The 15,356-nt window shown below is 74.5% G+C and carries 13 protein-coding genes; 7 read left to right on the top strand and 6 right to left on the bottom strand.

Going from position 1 to position 15,356, the window contains the following annotated elements; translation table 11 throughout:
* Window positions 1-77: 77 nt before the first annotated feature.
* Complete coding sequence (locus ACH4K1_RS09095) at window positions 78-761, bottom strand: TetR/AcrR family transcriptional regulator (protein ID WP_398087949.1); 684 nt, start codon at window positions 759-761, stop codon at window positions 78-80.
* Window positions 762-926: 165 nt separating this feature from the next.
* Here ACH4K1_RS09095 and ddaH point away from each other — a divergent pair, with 165 nt between their 5' ends.
* Window positions 927-1,808, top strand: coding sequence for a dimethylargininase (gene ddaH, locus ACH4K1_RS09090; RefSeq protein ID WP_398088402.1), 882 nt, complete (start codon window positions 927-929; stop codon window positions 1,806-1,808).
* A 104-nt stretch (window positions 1,809-1,912) separates the two neighbouring features.
* On the opposite strand, the gene ACH4K1_RS09085 is transcribed toward ddaH, so the two are convergent.
* On the bottom strand, window positions 1,913-2,917 hold the full coding sequence (locus ACH4K1_RS09085) for a small ribosomal subunit Rsm22 family protein (RefSeq protein WP_398087947.1): 1,005 nt from the start codon (window positions 2,915-2,917) through the stop codon (window positions 1,913-1,915).
* 230 nt (window positions 2,918-3,147) lie between these two features.
* Here ACH4K1_RS09085 and ACH4K1_RS09080 point away from each other — a divergent pair, with 230 nt between their 5' ends.
* A complete protein-coding gene (locus ACH4K1_RS09080) occupies window positions 3,148-4,470 on the top strand; it encodes a hypothetical protein (RefSeq protein ID WP_398087945.1) in 1,323 nt (440 codons plus the stop codon).
* A gap of 60 nt (window positions 4,471-4,530) precedes the next feature.
* On the opposite strand, the gene ACH4K1_RS09075 is transcribed toward ACH4K1_RS09080, so the two are convergent.
* The gene (locus tag ACH4K1_RS09075; protein WP_398088401.1) at window positions 4,531-5,961 is read right to left on the bottom strand and encodes a multidrug effflux MFS transporter; all 1,431 of its coding nucleotides are present in this window, start codon (window positions 5,959-5,961) and stop codon (window positions 4,531-4,533) included.
* An 89-nt stretch (window positions 5,962-6,050) separates the two neighbouring features.
* Between ACH4K1_RS09075 and ACH4K1_RS09070 the strand changes: the two genes are divergently transcribed.
* On the top strand, window positions 6,051-7,088 hold the full coding sequence (locus ACH4K1_RS09070; RefSeq protein ID WP_398087944.1) for a Gfo/Idh/MocA family protein: 1,038 nt from the start codon (window positions 6,051-6,053) through the stop codon (window positions 7,086-7,088).
* 10 nt (window positions 7,089-7,098) lie between these two features.
* Here ACH4K1_RS09070 and ACH4K1_RS09065 read toward each other — a convergent pair whose 3' ends face one another.
* Window positions 7,099-8,766, bottom strand: coding sequence for an alkaline phosphatase D family protein (locus ACH4K1_RS09065; RefSeq protein ID WP_398087942.1), 1,668 nt, complete (start codon window positions 8,764-8,766; stop codon window positions 7,099-7,101).
* 144 nt (window positions 8,767-8,910) lie between these two features.
* Between ACH4K1_RS09065 and ACH4K1_RS09060 the strand changes: the two genes are divergently transcribed.
* The 3 genes from ACH4K1_RS09060 (at window position 8,911) to ACH4K1_RS09050 (ending at window position 11,436) form a co-directional block, all read left to right on the top strand.
* Window positions 8,911-9,729, top strand: coding sequence for an SDR family oxidoreductase (locus ACH4K1_RS09060; protein WP_398087941.1), 819 nt, complete (start codon window positions 8,911-8,913; stop codon window positions 9,727-9,729).
* Between the two features lie 196 nt (window positions 9,730-9,925).
* Window positions 9,926-10,405 carry a lamin tail domain-containing protein gene (locus tag ACH4K1_RS09055; protein ID WP_398087939.1) on the top strand — a complete coding sequence of 160 codons (480 nt, stop codon included), beginning with the start codon at window positions 9,926-9,928 and terminating at the stop codon, window positions 10,403-10,405.
* A gap of 176 nt (window positions 10,406-10,581) precedes the next feature.
* Entirely contained in the window at window positions 10,582-11,436 is an 855-nt protein-coding gene (locus tag ACH4K1_RS09050) for a PhzF family phenazine biosynthesis protein (RefSeq protein ID WP_398087938.1), read from the top strand.
* 151 nt (window positions 11,437-11,587) lie between these two features.
* On the opposite strand, the gene ACH4K1_RS09045 is transcribed toward ACH4K1_RS09050, so the two are convergent.
* Both ACH4K1_RS09045 and ACH4K1_RS09040 read right to left on the bottom strand, forming a co-directional pair.
* On the bottom strand, window positions 11,588-12,640 hold the full coding sequence (locus tag ACH4K1_RS09045) for a hypothetical protein (RefSeq protein WP_398087936.1): 1,053 nt from the start codon (window positions 12,638-12,640) through the stop codon (window positions 11,588-11,590).
* Window positions 12,641-12,786: 146 nt separating this feature from the next.
* Window positions 12,787-13,413, bottom strand: a complete 627-nt coding sequence (locus tag ACH4K1_RS09040) for a TetR/AcrR family transcriptional regulator (protein WP_398087934.1) — start codon at window positions 13,411-13,413, stop codon at window positions 12,787-12,789.
* Between the two features lie 107 nt (window positions 13,414-13,520).
* On the opposite strand from ACH4K1_RS09040, the gene ACH4K1_RS09035 reads away from it, so the two are divergent.
* Window positions 13,521-15,020 carry an MFS transporter gene (locus ACH4K1_RS09035; protein WP_398087932.1) on the top strand — a complete coding sequence of 500 codons (1,500 nt, stop codon included), beginning with the start codon at window positions 13,521-13,523 and terminating at the stop codon, window positions 15,018-15,020.
* Window positions 15,021-15,356: the final 336 nt, after the last annotated feature.

Below are 15,356 nucleotides of genomic sequence, written 5' to 3'. Positions count from 1 at the left end.
GGCCGTGTACCACTGCGCCGAGTGAGCACCATCACGCCCGATGTCGCCACATACCGGATAAGCCGATTGTTCGGCCGTCAGGGGCGGGGGGCGAGCCCGCCGACCGCGCAGTCGACGACCGCGTCGGCGTACGCGTGGGTGAGCGGCAGGGTCCGGAGCAGCCAGCGGTGCATCAGCGGGCCGACGAGCAGTTCCAGGGCGATCCGGGGATCGACGTCGGCGCGTACGTGCCCGGCCTCCTGGGCGGCCCGCAGCCGTGTGACGTACAACGCGAGCTGCGGGTCGAGCAGCTTGCGGACGAACTCGTCGCCGACCTTCGCGTCCACGATCCCCTCGGCGGTCAGCGCGCGGGTGACGGCGTCCAGCACCGGGTCGTTCAGCTCGTCCACGGTGGCCCGCAGGACGGCCTTGAGGTCGGCGGCCAGGTCACCGGTGTCGGGGAGGCCCGGGGCGCCCTCGCCCGGCCGGGCGGCGCCGTCGGACCGGGCGGCGCCGGAGGGCTCCTCGCCGGCGCCGGACCCCGCCCCGGCCTCCTCGGCGGTGCGGCCCGCCAGGTCCAGGAAGGCGTCCATCAGCACGGCGGCCTTGGAGGGCCACCAGCGGTAGATGGTCTGCTTGCCGACCCCCGCGCGGGCGGCGATACCCTCGATCGTCGTACGCCGGTACCCCACCTCCGCGACGAGGGCGAGGGCGGCGTCGTGAATCGCACGGCGGGAACGGTCGCTGCGGCGGCTGGAGTCGGGCGCCTTGGTGGGGGGCATGCCCCCCAGCCTACGCCCGACAAGCCGATACGTATCGTCTTGCCGAAGGGGGGTCGCGGCGACCTCCGTCCTCCGCGCGCCGCGGCGGATCATCGCACGGAGCTCACCACCGGTAAACCACCTGATCGGTTCACTGCGGATCCGCGGCGCAGGGCCCACCATGGGCTGACGCACAGGCCGTGCGCATCCCACCGTTCCGCGGCCACCGCCGCCGATCGCGAGGAGCCCGAGTTGAACCGTGACGCCACCCCTCGTCGCTACCTGATGTGCGCCCCGGCGCACTTCCGGGTCACCTACTCCATCAACCCGTGGATGGACCCGTCCAAACCCGTCGACCTGCCGCTGGCCCAGACCCAGTGGGAGGACCTGCGCGACCGCTACCGCGCCCTCGGCCACACCGTCGACCTGCTCGACCCCCGCCCCGACCTGCCCGACATGGTCTTCGCCGCCAACGGGGCCACGGTGATCGGCGGCCGGGTGCTCGGAGCGCTGTTCGCGTACCGGGAGCGGTACGCCGAGGCCGGGGCGCACCGGGACTGGTTCCGGGAGCACGGCTTCACCGAGATCCATGAACCGGAGCACGTCAACGAGGGGGAGGGCGACTTCGCCGTCACCGCCTCGTACCTGCTGGCCGGGCGCGGCTTCCGGTCCAGTCCGCTCTCGCACGCGGAGGCCCAGGAGTTCTTCGGGCTGCCGGTCGTCGGGCTCGACCTGGTGGACCCGCGCTACTACCACCTGGACACCGCGCTGTGCGTGCTGGACGCGGCGGCCGACGAGATCATGTACTACCCGGACGCCTTCTCCCCCGGCAGCCGGGCGGTGCTGCGGCGGCTGTTCCCGGACGCGCTGCTCGCCCGCGAGGCGGACGCGGCGGCGTTCGGCCTCAACTCGGTCAGCGACGGTCGGCACGTGCTGCTGCCGCAGGGGGCGACGGGGCTGCTGGACCCGCTGCGGGACCGGGGTTTCGAGCCGATCCCGATGGACCTGGGCGAACTGCTCAAGGGCGGCGGCAGCGTGAAGTGCTGTACGCAGGAGCTGCGGGTCTGACCGGGTGCCGGGGCGCTCCGGCGGTCCGCCCTCGCCGCCCGGCAGGCGGCAGGCGGCAGGCGGCAGGCGGCAGGCGGCAGGCGGCAGGCGGCAGGCGGCAGGCGCTAGGATCCGCCGTCGCCGTCCGCCGGCGGCCAGGGGTCGCCCCAGGCGGCGTCCCTGGCCGCCCGGTACAGCGCGCCGTGGCGCTTGGTGACCGTGGCGCGGGCCAGCCCCTCCTCCCGGGTGCACAGTTCCAGCAGCACCTGGCCCTTGCGGATCTGCGGCCTGCGGATGGTCCGGGCGGTCGCGGGGGCGGTGGGGAAGCGGGTGGCGACGACGTAGCTGAACTTCTCGTCCTCGTGGCTGAGCGAGCCGCCCTTGACCTGCCGGTGCAGCGAGGAGCGGCTGACCCGGGCCGAGAAGTGGCACCAGTCGGCCCCGGGGGCGATAGGGCAGGCGCCGCTGTGCGGGCAGGGGGCCGCGATCCGCAGCCCTGCGGCGATCAGCCGGTCGCGGGCCTCGATGATCCGGGCGTACCCGTCGGGGGTGCCCGGTTCCACGACCACCACGGCCTGCCCGGCCGCCGCCGCCGCGTCGACCAGTCCGGCCCGGGCGGCGGCGGTCAGCTCCTTGAGGACGTAGCTGACGGTGACCAGGTCCACCGGCTCCAGCTCCAGCGCCGCGCCGATCCGGGCCCGCTCCCAGCGGGCGTCGCGGAGACCGGGGGCCCCGGACGCCTCGGCCAGTTCGCGGCCGAGGGCGAGGGCCGGTTCCGCCCAGTCCAGGACGGTGGTGGCCGGCCCCTCCCAGGCCCCGGCCACCGCCCAGCTCGCCGCCCCCGTGCCGCCGCCGACGTCGGTGTGGGTGGCGGGCGTCCAGTCGGGCGCGGCCCCGACGAGGGCGTCCAGGGCGGACCGTACGGCTTCGAAGGTGGCGGGCATCCGGTACGCGGCGTACGCGACGACGTCGGAGCGGTCCCGGAGGATCGGGGCGTCCGTCGGGGTCTCCCCGCGGTAGCTGGCGATCAGCCGGTCGACGGCCTGCGCGGCCTGCTTGGGCGGCAGGCCGTCGAGCAGACCGGCCAGCGCCGCGCGCAGGGAGTGGGCGGTGGGGAGGGTGGCGTTCACCGCCGAATTGTAGGCGGCCGGGGCCCGTGGGCGGCATTCCGCTGCGCGGGCTCCGGGCGGGCCCACCGGTGCGCGCGGCGGCGGCGCGGTCCCGGTGCGGGCGCCCGCACCCCGTCCCCACGTAACCGGTGGGGAACGGTGTTCCGGTGAACTCCACGCCTTCACGGGCCTGTTGCTACGCTGGCCCGCGCGTGGACGGCACCAGGTCACCAGGGTCCGGCAGGGGAGCCATGAGGCAGAAGATCGTGCGGCTGACGCTGGTCGGCGGGGTGGTCTTCCTCGCCCTGCTCCTGCTGCTGGCCACCTGCGGCGGCGACCCCGGGGGCGAGGGGAAGAACGGCGCGGCGACCGGGACGGCTGAGCCCGTGGAACCGCCGGGCGCCGGGCCGGTGACCCGGCTGACCGTGCCGCCGCAGTACGCGACGGACCGGGGCTGGGAGATCATCGGCGCCTCCCCCGACGTGGCGGTCTCCCACACCGCGGGGCTGCTGGCCTATCTGGAGCGCTCGAAGGACGGCCGCTACCGGCTGCGCACCGTCGACACCGCCACCGGCGAGCTGGGGTGGCGGGGCAGGGCGTGGACCCAGCCGGACCCCTCGCACTACCCCAAACTGGCCGCGGTGGCCAAGGGCGACCGGCAGTACTTCGTCACCTGGTCGTACGGGAAGGTCGGCGACGGCCTGTCGCCGTCGAGCACCTTCATCGCGCTCGACCTGTACGACGTGACGAACGGGAACCGGCAGCGCGTCGAGGTGCCGTGGTCCGGCGCCCCGGACGTCCACACGACCGGCCCGGACATCGTGATCAGCGACGGGAAGGCGAACAGCACCCTGGTGGACCCGGTCACGGGCGAGGTGTCCGAACTGCCCGCCGACAAGCTGAAGTACCCCAAGGGCTGTACGGCCTGCAAGCAGCTCACCGAGGTGCACGGGCAGACCCCCGACGGGCTGCTGCTGGGCGGGGCCCGGGAGTTCTGGGTGAGCGACGGCTGGTTCAGCCGGAACGTGGCGCCGAAGGGGGCCGACCGGGGCAGCGGTGTGGTGACGTCGGCGACCCCGGGTCAGGTGCTGGCGAAGTGGGCGCCCGCGAAGAGGACCAAGCGGGCGGCGACCCACGAGCTGTGGGCGGTGCACGACGCGGCCAGCGGCGAGGTGCTCACCTCGGTGGAGTGCCACAAGCCGGCCATAAAGCCGGGACGCTATCCGCAGGCCGTCCTCTCCCCCTCGGGCGCCTACCTGATCGCCGGGAACCTGGCCTTCGACCTGGAGGCGAAGCAGGGCCGCTGCTTCGAGGACGAGGAGGGCGCCGCGCACCTGACGCTGGCTACGGTGACGGACGACGGCCTCGCGTACGGCGCCGAGAACGCGCGCGACGCCTCGGAGGCGCTGGCGGGCGGCGGCATCCCGGTCGTGATGGACTTCGCCACCTGGAGCACCGAGCGGCTGTCGCGCAACGCGCGGCTGCCGGGCACGGAGACGACCGGGGTCGGGGTGTTCCGCTGGACCGACCGGCAGGACCGCGCGCATCTGATCGGCTACCCGCGCGCGGGCTGACCTCCGGCGGCCGGGCCCCGTCGGCTCCCCCCCGGGGGGCGGGCCGCCGCGGGCCGCGTCTCAGAGGGCGTCGGCCTCCCGGCCCGCGCGCTGCCAGGGGCGGCACAGGAGCAGGAAGCAGCCCACCGCAGCCAGCGCGCAGACCACCTGGACCACGGCCATCGGGACGGCCGTGTCCTCCCCCGCGATCCCGACCAGCGGGGAGGCGACGGCCCCGATGAGGAACGAGGACGTGCCGAGCAGCGCGGAGGCGGAGCCCGCCGCGTGCTTGGTCCGCATCAGCGCCTGGGCGTTGGTGTTCGGCATCGCGAGGCCCATCGCCGACATCAGCACGAAGAGGCCGGCCGCGACCGGGACGAGACCGACCTCGCCGAAGACGCCGAGGGTCATGAGCAGCAGGGCGACGGCGGCCAGCACGATCACGGCGAGGCCGAAGCCGAGCACCTTGTCGAGGCTGATCCGGCCGACGAGGAGCTTGCCGTTGACCTGCCCGACGACGATCAGGCCGATCGAGTTGAGCCCGAAGAGCAGGCTGAACGTCTGCGGCGAGGCCCCGTAGATCTCCTGCACGACGAACGGGGAGGCGGAGATGTACGCGAACAGGACGGCGAAAGCGAGTCCGCCCGCCACCATGTAGCCGGTGAAGACCCGGTCGGAGAGCAGCCCGCGCATGGTGCGCAGGGCGTCGGCGACCCCGCCGGTGTGGCGGTCGGCGGGCGGCAGCGTCTCGTGCAGCCACTTCCACACGACGAGGGTGAGCACGATGCCGACGACGGTCAGCACGACGAAGATGCCCCGCCAGTCGGTGATCCGCAGGACCTGTCCGCCGATCAGCGGCGCGACGATCGGGGCGACGCCCGAGATCAGCATGAGGGTGGAGAAGAACCGGGCCATCTCCACGCCCTCGTACAGGTCGCGCACCACGGCCCGTGCGATCACGATGCCGGCCGCGCCCGCGAGCCCCTGGAGGAGGCGGAAGCCGATGAGGAGTCCGGCGGTGGGGGCCAGGGCGCAGATCGCGGTGGCGAGGACGTAGACGACCATGCCGAGCAGCAGGGGGGTGCGACGGCCCCAGCGGTCGCTCATCGGTCCGACGACGAGCTGGCCGAGCGCCATACCGGCCAGGCACGCGGTCAGCGTGAGCTGGACGGTGGCGGCGGGGGCGCTCAGGGAGTCGGTGACCGCCGGGAGCGCCGGGAGGTACATGTCCATCGAGAGCGGCGGCAGGGCGGTGAGGCCGCCGAGGACCAGGGTGACCAGGAGCCCGGTGCGGCGGGCGGCCTTCGCCGCCCCGCCTCCGGGGCCTGCCGCGCCGGGAAGGTCAGCCGGTTCGGGCAGCCCGGCCGGGGCGGTGACCTGCGGGGCCGCCGGGTCGACGGAGAGCGCGCCCGCGTCGCCGTGCGGGACGACCGGTGCGTCGTCGGTCCCGGGACCGTTCCCGGAAGGGGGTATGTGCGCTCGCTGGGCCCGGCTGCCGCCGCTCTCCGGCATTCTCATCTCCACATCGTTGAATCCGCATCTATGCTCTCAGCTCGGCCGGAGTGGTCGATACCTTTTCGGGGCGGGCTGGGGTGGCGGACATGGCTGGAGCGGCGGGCACGGACACGGGCACGGGCACGGGCACGGGTGGGACGGTGCGCTGGGGCGTGCTGGCGACCGGCGGCATAGCCGCGACGTTCACGGCGGACGTCCAGCGGCTGCCGGACGCCGAGGTGGTGGCGGTGGCGTCGCGCACGGAGGCGTCGGCGCGGGCCTTCGCGGAGCGGCACGGGATCGGGCGGGCGTACGGGAGCTGGGCGGAGCTGGTCGCGGACGAGGCGGTGGACGTCGTGTACGTGGCCACCCCGCACTCGGCGCACCACGCGGCGGTCTCGCTCGCGCTGCGGGCCGGGAAGCACGTGCTGTGCGAGAAGGCGTTCACGCTCAACAGCCGGGAGGCGGAGGAGCTGGTGGCGCTGGCCCGCGAGCGGGGCCTGTTCCTGATGGAGGCCATGTGGACCTATCTCAACCCGGTGGTGCGCCGGGTGGCGGAGCTGGTCCGGGACGGGGCGATCGGCGAGGTCCGGACCGTGCAGGCGGACTTCGGTTTCGCGGGCGACTTCGCCCCCGGCCACCGGCTGCGCGATCCGGACCTGGGCGGCGGGGCGCTGCTGGACCTCGGGGTGTACCCGGTGTCGTTCGCCCATCTGCTGCTGGGCGAGCCGGACCGGGTGGCGGCCCACGCGCTGCTGTCGCCGGAGGGGGTGGACCTGAACACGGGGATGCTGCTCGGCTGGGACTCCGGGGCGACGGCGCTGCTGTCCTGTTCGATCGTCGGCCACCATCCGACGGCGGCCACCGTGATCGGGACGGCCGGGCGGATCGACCTGCCGCGCGACTTCTTCCACCCGGACCACGCCGTGTTGCGGCGGGCGGGTGCGGAGCCGGAGACGATCACCTCCGGGCCGGGCCCGCGGGGGCTGTCGGGCATGCAGTACGAGGCGGCCGAGGTGGCGCGCGCGGTGCGGGCGGGCGAGCCGGAGTCCCCGCTCGTGCCGCTGGAGGGGTCGCTGGCGGTGATGCGGACGCTCGACGCGGTACGGGACCGCATCGGCGTCCGCTATCCGGCGGACCGCTGAACCCGCTCGGTCACGCGGGGGTGAGCCCCGGGTTCCCGGCCTCGGTGGTGAACGAGGCGGCGGTGGTGACGGGTGCGCCGGGGGTGGTGACGGCCGCGACCGTGCGGAAGTCGGCGCGGGCCTCCTTCTCCCCGAGGGTGATCAGCGCGTAGCCGCGCCGCCCGTTGTAGTGCTTGAGGTGCGGGTTGGCGCGGGTCTGGTTCTCCCAGTTGGCGGGGCGGTCCGCGCCGTCCTTGCCGCTGGCGATCGAGGTGGTGACGATCTCGGTGCCGACCGTGCGCGACGCGGGGTCGTCGAAGTCCTTCTTGAGGTCGAAGGCGTAGGAGACGTGGACGTCGCCGGTGAGGACCATGAGGTTCTCCACCCCGGCGGCCTCGGCCCCGGCGAGCACCCGCTGCCGGGAGGCGGGGTAGCCGTCCCAGGAGTCCATGGAGAGCTTGAAGGCGTCGGTGGGCACGTCGCGCCGCCGGGCGAAGGCGACCTGCTGCGGGACGACGTTCCAGGTGGCGTCCGATTCCCGCCAGCCGTCGATCAGCCAGCGCTCCTGGGCGGCCCCGGTCATGGTGCGCGCGGGGTCCTCGGACTCGGGGCCGGGGGTGCGCCAGCCGTCGCCGTACGCCTGGTCGCTGCGGTACTGGCGGGTGTCGAGGATGTCGAACTGGGCGAGCCGGCCGAACGTCAGGCGGCGGTAGAGCCGCATGTCGGGGCCGGTGGGGCGCTGCGGGGTGCGCAGGGGCTGGTTCTCCCAGTACGCGCGGTACGCGGCGGCCCGGCGGAGCAGGAACTCCTCGGGCGGTACGTCGTTCTCGGGGGTGTCGCCCGCGTAGTTGTTCTCGGTCTCGTGGTCGTCCCAGGTGACGACGAAGGGGTGGGCGGCGTGCGCGGCGATCAGGTCCGGGTCGGTCTTGTAGAGGGCGTACCGCAGCCGGTAGTCCTCCACCGTGACGGTCTCGCGGTTGAAGTGCGCGGGGAGCCGGCGGTCGGTGTAGTTGCGGGCCCCGCCGGTGGCGTTGACGGCGTACTCGTAGAGGTAGTCGCCGAGGTGGAAGACGGCGTCGACGTCCTCGGTGGCGAGGTGGCGGTAGGCGGTGAAGTAGCCGTCGTGGTACGCCTGGCAGGAGACGGCGGCCAGGGCGAGGGAGCCGGGGCGGGCTCCGGCGGCCGGGGCGGTGCGGGTGCGGCCGGCCGGGCTGGTCCAGTCGCCGGTGCGGAAGCGGTAGTAGTAGATCCGGCCGGAGTCGAGGCCCTTGACCTCCGCGCGGACGCTGTGGGCGAACTCGGGGTGGGCGGTGGCCGTCCCGCGTTGTTCGATCCGGCGGAAGCGCTCGTCGCGGGCCACCTCCCACCGCACCTCGACCCGGCTGGGCGGCAGCCCGCCGCCCGGCTCCAAGGGGCGGGGGGCGAGCCGGGTCCAGATCAGGACCGACGACGGGTGCGGGTCGCCGGAGGCGACGCCGAGGGTGAACGGGTCCTCGGCGATGCGGCGGGCGTCGAGTTCGGCGGCGCTCGCGGTGCCCGCGGCGGGCAGGTTCACCGCGAAGGCGAGCGCGGCGGCGGCCCCGGTGGTGGTCAGGAAGTGTCTGCGTCCCACCCCGGGTTCGAGCAGCCGTGCGGCGGCGCGGAGTTCGGTGGCCCGTCTGTCCTGATCGGGCGTCATGATGGTCTGTGCTGCTGGCATGTGCCCCTCCTCAGACCGGATGCTGTCGGCATCCATGGCAGTCGCACGTGACGACGCACCGTTGTCGCGTGCACAACATCCGCATGGCGGGTCGATGAGCACCGCGTGCGCCGCCCACCGGCCTGTCCCGTACGCTGCCGGGCCATGAACGAGGAGCAGACCGAGCAGACCGAGCAGACCGAACGGACGGAGCGGACGGAGCGGACCGGCGGACCGGGCCGGAAGGTCGCTGTCGTCACGGGGGCGGGGTCGGGGATCGGCCGGGCCGTCGCGCTCGCCCTGGCGGGCGCGGGCTGGTCGCTCGCGCTCGCGGGCCGGCGGGCCGAGCCGCTGGCGGAGACGGCGGCCGGCGCCGGGGACGCCGAGACGCTGTGCGTCACCGCGGACGTGGCGGAGGCCGCCCGGGTGGACGCGCTCTTCGCCGCCGTACGGGAGCGGTTCGGGCGGGTGGACCTGCTGTTCAACAACGCGGGCACGTTCGGCCCCGGCGGTGTGCCGCTGGAGGAGCTCGCCGTGGCGGACTGGCGGGCGGTGGTGGACGTGAACCTGACGGGGGCGTTCCTGTGCGCGCAGGCGGCGTACCGGCTGATGAAGGAGCAGGACCCGCAGGGCGGCCGGATCATCAACAACGGATCGGTCTCCGCCCACGCGCCCCGGCCGCACTCGATCGCGTACACCGCGACCAAGCACGCGATCACGGGGCTGACCAAGTCGCTGTCGCTGGACGGCCGCCCGTACCGGATCGCCTGCGGCCAGATCGACGTGGGCAACGCGGCGACGGAGATGACCGAGCGGATGCGGAGCGGGATCCTCCAGGCCAACGGGGAGCTGATGGCGGAACCGGTGATGGCGGCGGCGGACGTGGCGCGGACGGTGGTGCACATGGCGGAGCTCCCGTTGGAGGCGAACGTCCAGTTCGCCACGGTGATGGCGACGAACATGCCGTACGTCGGACGCGGCTGAGTCCGGACGCGCCGGGCTCGGCCGCGGCCGTCTCCGGCGCGATCACTTTCGATTGAAAGGTGCGTGAAGGTGCGCGAACTGGTCGCCCAGTGGCCGGTTTTGCGGATTTCTCCACTCTCGGCCGAGCAAGCGCGCGCTGACCGTATGATCGCATCCTGTTTACGCCTTCACCGGAACGACACAGAAGGAACACCGCATGCGCATACGTACGGCCGCGCCGCTCGCCCTGGCCGCCGCCACCGCCCTGACCGGCTCGCTCCTCGCCACGGCGGCTCCGGCCACGGCCGCCGCCCACCAGGGAGGGCTGCACTTCGGCGCCGTCCAGTACGACGGGCCCGGCAAGGACGACCGGTCGAAGAAGTCCCTGAACGCCGAGTGGGTGAACATCCACAACAACGGCAAGAAGAAGGTCCAGCTCAAGGGCTACAAGGTGAAGGACAACACGGGCTACACCTACACCTTCGGCAGCTACACCATCGGCGCGGGCAAGACGGTCAAGCTGCGCACCGGCAAGGGCAAGAACGTCTCGGGCACCGTGCACTGGAACCGGGGCTCGTACGTCTGGAACAACACCGGCGACAAGGCCCGGCTGATCAAGCCGAACGGGAAGCTCCAGGACTCCTGCTCCTGGGGGAAGTCCACCAAGGCCAACAAGGGTGCCAAGAACTGCCACTGACGCGGTGTCGGGCACATGACGCGCCGGACGGGTCGTAGGCCGGGGGCCGAGGCGGGGGCGGGGCCCGTGCCGGGCCGCCGGTGGTGCCGCGGGGTGCGTGCCGGGGGTGGAATGCGTGCCGGGAGCGGGGCGGGCGGCCGGGAATGGCGGGCGGGGCGGGGCGGTTGGAGAGCTGCATGACATCTGATCCCGGGCCCGAGGTCCTGCGTTACACCGCCTTCTCCGCCGACCCCGCGGGCGGGAACCCCGCCGGCGTCGTCCTGGACGCCGCCGGGCTGGACGAGGAGCGGATGCTCGCCGTCGCGGCGGAGCTGGGCTACAGCGAGTCGGCGTTCCTGACGGAGCGGGTCGGCGGGGGCGCGTACCCGATCCGCTACTTCAGCCCGAAGGCCGAGGTCCCCTTCTGCGGCCACGCCACGGTGGCCGCGGCGCTGGCCCTCGCGGAGCGGGACGGTCCGGGGGAGCTGGAGTTCGCCACGGCGGCGGGGCCGGTGCCGGTCACCGTCGTCCGGGAGGAAGGCCGGCTCCGCGCCACCCTCACCAGTGTGGCCCCGCACGTCGAGGAGGTCGCCGAGGCCGACCTGGCGGAGGCGCTGGCCGCCCTGGACTGGCCGGCCGCCGACCTCGACCCGGCCCTGCCGCCCAGGATCGCCTACGCGGGGGCCCGGCACCTGGTGCTGGCCGCCGCCACGCGGGAGCGGCTGGCCGACCTGGAGTACGACTTCGCTCGTCTCGAAGCGCTGATGCACCGACTGGAGCTGACCACCCTGCAACTGGTGTGGCGCGAGGGCCCCGAGGTCTTCCACGTCCGCGACCCGTTCCCGGTGGGCGGGGTCGTCGAGGACCCGGCGACGGGCGCGGCGGCCGCCGCGTTCGGCGCGTACGCCCGGGAGCTGGGGCTCGTGGCGGAGGCGTCGGTGCTGACGCTGCACCAGGGAGCGGACATGGGCCGCCCCGGCACGCTCACCGTGGAACTGCGGGCGGACGACCCCCGCGTCCGGGTCAGCGGCACGGGCGCCCGGATCGGCTGAGGTACCCGGGCGGCCGGGGCGGACCGCCGGAAACGGCCGGGGCGCGGTTCGGGGACGCGCGACGTCACCCGGCCCGCGCGCCCGGTGTCGTCGTCGCGCTGCCCCTCCGCACGCTCCGGCCCCCGGGCCGGGCCGCCCGCCGGGGGCCGGGTCAGCCGGTGGCGCCCTCGGCCCCGACGGGCTCCCTGGCCGAGGAGGCGGCCGGGGAGACACAGGCGTACCAGCGCTCCGTCTCCTCCGGGTCGAGGGTGCGTTCCAGCAGGACGTCGCCGCGCATACCGGGGAAGAACCGGCCCGCGGGCCAGGACCGTCGGCAGGACGGCTCGTCCAGGACCAGCAGCCGGACGCCGTCGACCACCGGGATGCCGGCGGGCGCGCCCTCGTTCCCGATCGGCTCACCGGTCGGGGCCGTCAGGTCGAAGGAGCCCTCGGCCGCCGCCTGTCCGGGGGTCTCCCGGCAGACGGCCGCCTCCTGGGGCGCGGGGGCGCGGCCCTCCACATGGCCGCCGCCGATGAGCGCGTCGGCGAGCAGGGTGTGCAGCTGGAAGTTGTCCCCGACGCCGGACAGCCGCAGCAGGTAGCCGGTGCCGCTCGCCCGGTGGAGGACGACGAGCGGTTCGTCGTCCAGCACCATGAGGGCGTAGGCGAGGGAGGTGAACTCCTGGCCGGACGCCTCCGCCGCGGTGGCGAGCAGCCGCAGCAGCCCCCTCCGGTCGGCGACCCCGTCGCGTACCGCGCGGTCGTTCAGCAGGGCGACGGCCGCCGACTCCCACGAGCGGAGCGTCCACCACCCGAGCGCCGGATCGAGCCCCGTCCGCTCGACGACTTCCGCGTCCGGGCCCCCGTCGTCCGGCACGGGGAAGGTTCCGCCACCGGTCGCGGCCCACGCCCCCGCGAAGGCGGCGGCCTGCTCCAGGGCCCACCGCAGACCGGCCAGGACGCCCGGGGCGCAGCGCCCGGGGTCGGCACCGCGCTCGACGCACGCCCCGACGAGGACGGCGACGACGGCACGGGGGCCGGGAGGCGCCTGCTCCAGCACGGCGGCGAGCCGCGGCCCGCCGTCCAGCAGCTCCGGCTCCCGGGCCTGGCCGAAGGTCTCCTGCAACCGGCCGAACGCCTTGCGGAACCGCTTGGCGTCCTGCGCCGTCACCGCGGACTCGAAGTCGGCGACGGCACCCCCGAACCCGGCTTTACCGAATATCATTCCAGCACTTTATCGACGCCCCACCGGGGACCATGAAGCCGGTCGCCGCCCCGGCTCCGTCGCCCCCTCGCCGCACGGAGTCCCCGGCGTGGCAGGGATGCCTCGGCGGCGTGGAGGGCCCGGCGGCTCAGGGAGACCCCGGCCCCTCACCGCACGAACACTCCCGCCCGCGCCGCGGCGACCGCGGCGGCGGCGGCGCGGTCGGCCGCCGCCTCGTCCAGCGGGGCGCCACTGGCGAGCAGCCGGTAGTAGAGGGGCGCCGACACCGCCGCGACGACCTCGCCCGGGTCCGTGCCCGCCGGCAGCTCCCCGCGCTCGACCGCCGCCTCCACGCAGCCCGACCACTCGCCGATCCGCACCGCGTAGAAGCGGTGCAGCGCCTCGGCGGTCCGCCGGTCGCAGGTGGCGGCGGCGATCACGGCCGCGAAGAGGGCCCCCTGCCGGGCGTCGGTGAGCGTGCTCACCACGAGGCGGGCATTGGCCCGGAGGTCCTCGGCGATCGACCCGGTGTCGGCGCGCGGCGCCGACTGCTCCGCCATGTCCGAGAGCAGGTCGGCCACCAGCCCGGCGGGATGGGACCAGCGCCGGTAGACGGTCGTCTTGCCGACCTCGGCCCGCCGGGCGACGTCGGCCAGGTCGAGTCCGTCGAATCCGTGCTCGGCCAGCGCGTCCCCGGCCGCGCGCAGCACCGCCTCCCGCACGCGGGCGGTACGGCCGCCGGGGCGCACCGTCCCGGGCTCCAGGCCGTCCGCGTCCGAACCTTCAGAAGTCATAACGGGTCTCCAGTTCCATTAACTCCACTACCCCTGTTACGGTGACACCACCTTAACGGAACCACGGAACCGTTAACGAGTCCCCTGCCCAGGAAGGCGTCCTCGCCATGCCCGCATCCCGTACCGCTCCCGGCACCGCCGCCGACACCGGCCCCGCTCCCACCGGACGGGCGGCGGCCGGTCCGCGCCCCGCCCCCGCCTCCCGCATGACCGGCCGCCAGAAGCTCGTGCTGGCCCTGCTGCTCGGCTCCCAGTTCATGATCGCGGTGGACTTCTCGATCCTGAACGTGGCGCTGCCCGTCGTCGGGGAAGGGCTCGGTTTCTCCCTCGCCCACCTGCAGTGGATCGCCACGTCCTTCGCGCTCGCCGCGGCCGGATTCACCCTCCTCTTCGGACGTGTCGCCGATCTCGTCGGCCGCAAGAACCTGTTCATCGGGGGCATGGCCGTCCTCGGCCTCTCCTCCGCGCTCGGCGGCCTCGCCACCACCCCCGAGGTCCTGCTCACCGCCCGCGTGCTCCAGGGCCTGGCCACCGCGGCCGTCACCCCCGCCGGGCTCGCGCTGCTGACGACCGCGTTCAGGGAGGGGCCGCTGCGGGAACGCGCGCTCGGGCTCAACGGGGCCCTGATGTCGGCCGGCTTCACCGCCGGGGCGATCCTCGGCGGCCTCCTGACGGACCTGCTCTCCTGGCGCTGGGCCTTCCTCGTCAACGTACCGGTCGCGGCCCTGGTGGTGGTCCTCGCTCCGTCCGCGATCACCGACTCCCGGCCGGACCGGCGGCCCCGGCTGGACGTGCCCGGCGCGGTCACCGTCACCGGCGGGCTGCTGCTGCTCGTCCTCGGACTCAGCCGGGCCGCCGAGACGGGCTGGACCGCCCCCGCCACCCTCGGCGCCCTCGCCGCCGGGGCCGTGCTGCTGGCCGCGTTCGTCTCCATCGAGCGGCGCGCCGCCGCCCCGCTCGTCCCGGTCCACATCCTCAAGCGGCGGAGTGTGGTCTGGGGCAACGCCGCCGGGCTGGTCGCCTTCGTCACCGAGACCTCGCTGGTGTTCCTGCTCACCCTGTACCTCCAGGAGGTCCTCGGCTACTCCGCGCTGGCCACCGGTCTCGCCTTCGGCGTCCTGGGCGTCGGCACGGTCGTCGGCGGGGTGCTCGGCGGCCGGGCGGTGGGCCGGTTCGGCAACCGCCGCGCCATCGTGCTGGGCGGGTCCGTCCAGGCCGGCGCCACCCTCGCGCTGGTGGCCCTCGGCACGTCCGGCGCGTGGATCTGGCTGCTGCTGGCCGCCACCTTCGTCGGCGGGGTGGGCAACATGCTGATGATCGTCGGCTTCATGGTCACGGCCACCTCGGGCCTGGCGGACGAGGAACAGGGGCGGGCCACCGGGTTGGCGACCATGACCCAGCAGGTCGGCATCGCCCTCGGCATCCCGGTGATGAGCGCGGTCGTCACCGCCCGGACGGGGGGTGCGACCGGCCCGGAGACGGTGCTCTCCGGCGTCTCCACCGCCGTCCTCGTGAACTCCGCCCTGGTCCTGGCGGGCGCCCTGCTCGTCGGCCGCTTCCTGGCGAAGGAGGACCGGGCGGGGACGAAGAAGGAGAAGGGCGACTGAGCGGAGGAGGAAGGGCTGGAGCGGACGAGGAAGGGGCGGACGAAGAAGAGAGGCGGCCGAGGAAGGCCCGACGAGACGGAAAAGGCCGGACGGGCCGGGAAAGGCCGAGCGGGTGAAGAAGGACCGCGCAGCCCGGGGCCGGGCGTCGGGGCGGGCGGAACAGGACCGGCGGCGGGAGAATACGCCCATGGCGCCCGCTCCCGAACCCGCCCCCGAATCCGGTGTCGGCGCCGGGGGCGGGGGCGCCCCCCGCCCCCGCCCCCCCCCCCCGCCCGCCCCCCCCCAAGGCCCCCCGCGCGAAATGATTCTAGGCCACCCTGGGATGAACCACCACAC

This window comes from Streptomyces sp. NPDC017448, from assembly GCF_044330565.1.
Classification (GTDB): domain Bacteria; phylum Actinomycetota; class Actinomycetes; order Streptomycetales; family Streptomycetaceae; genus Streptomyces.
This window is presented reverse-complemented; position numbering and strand designations above follow the sequence as displayed.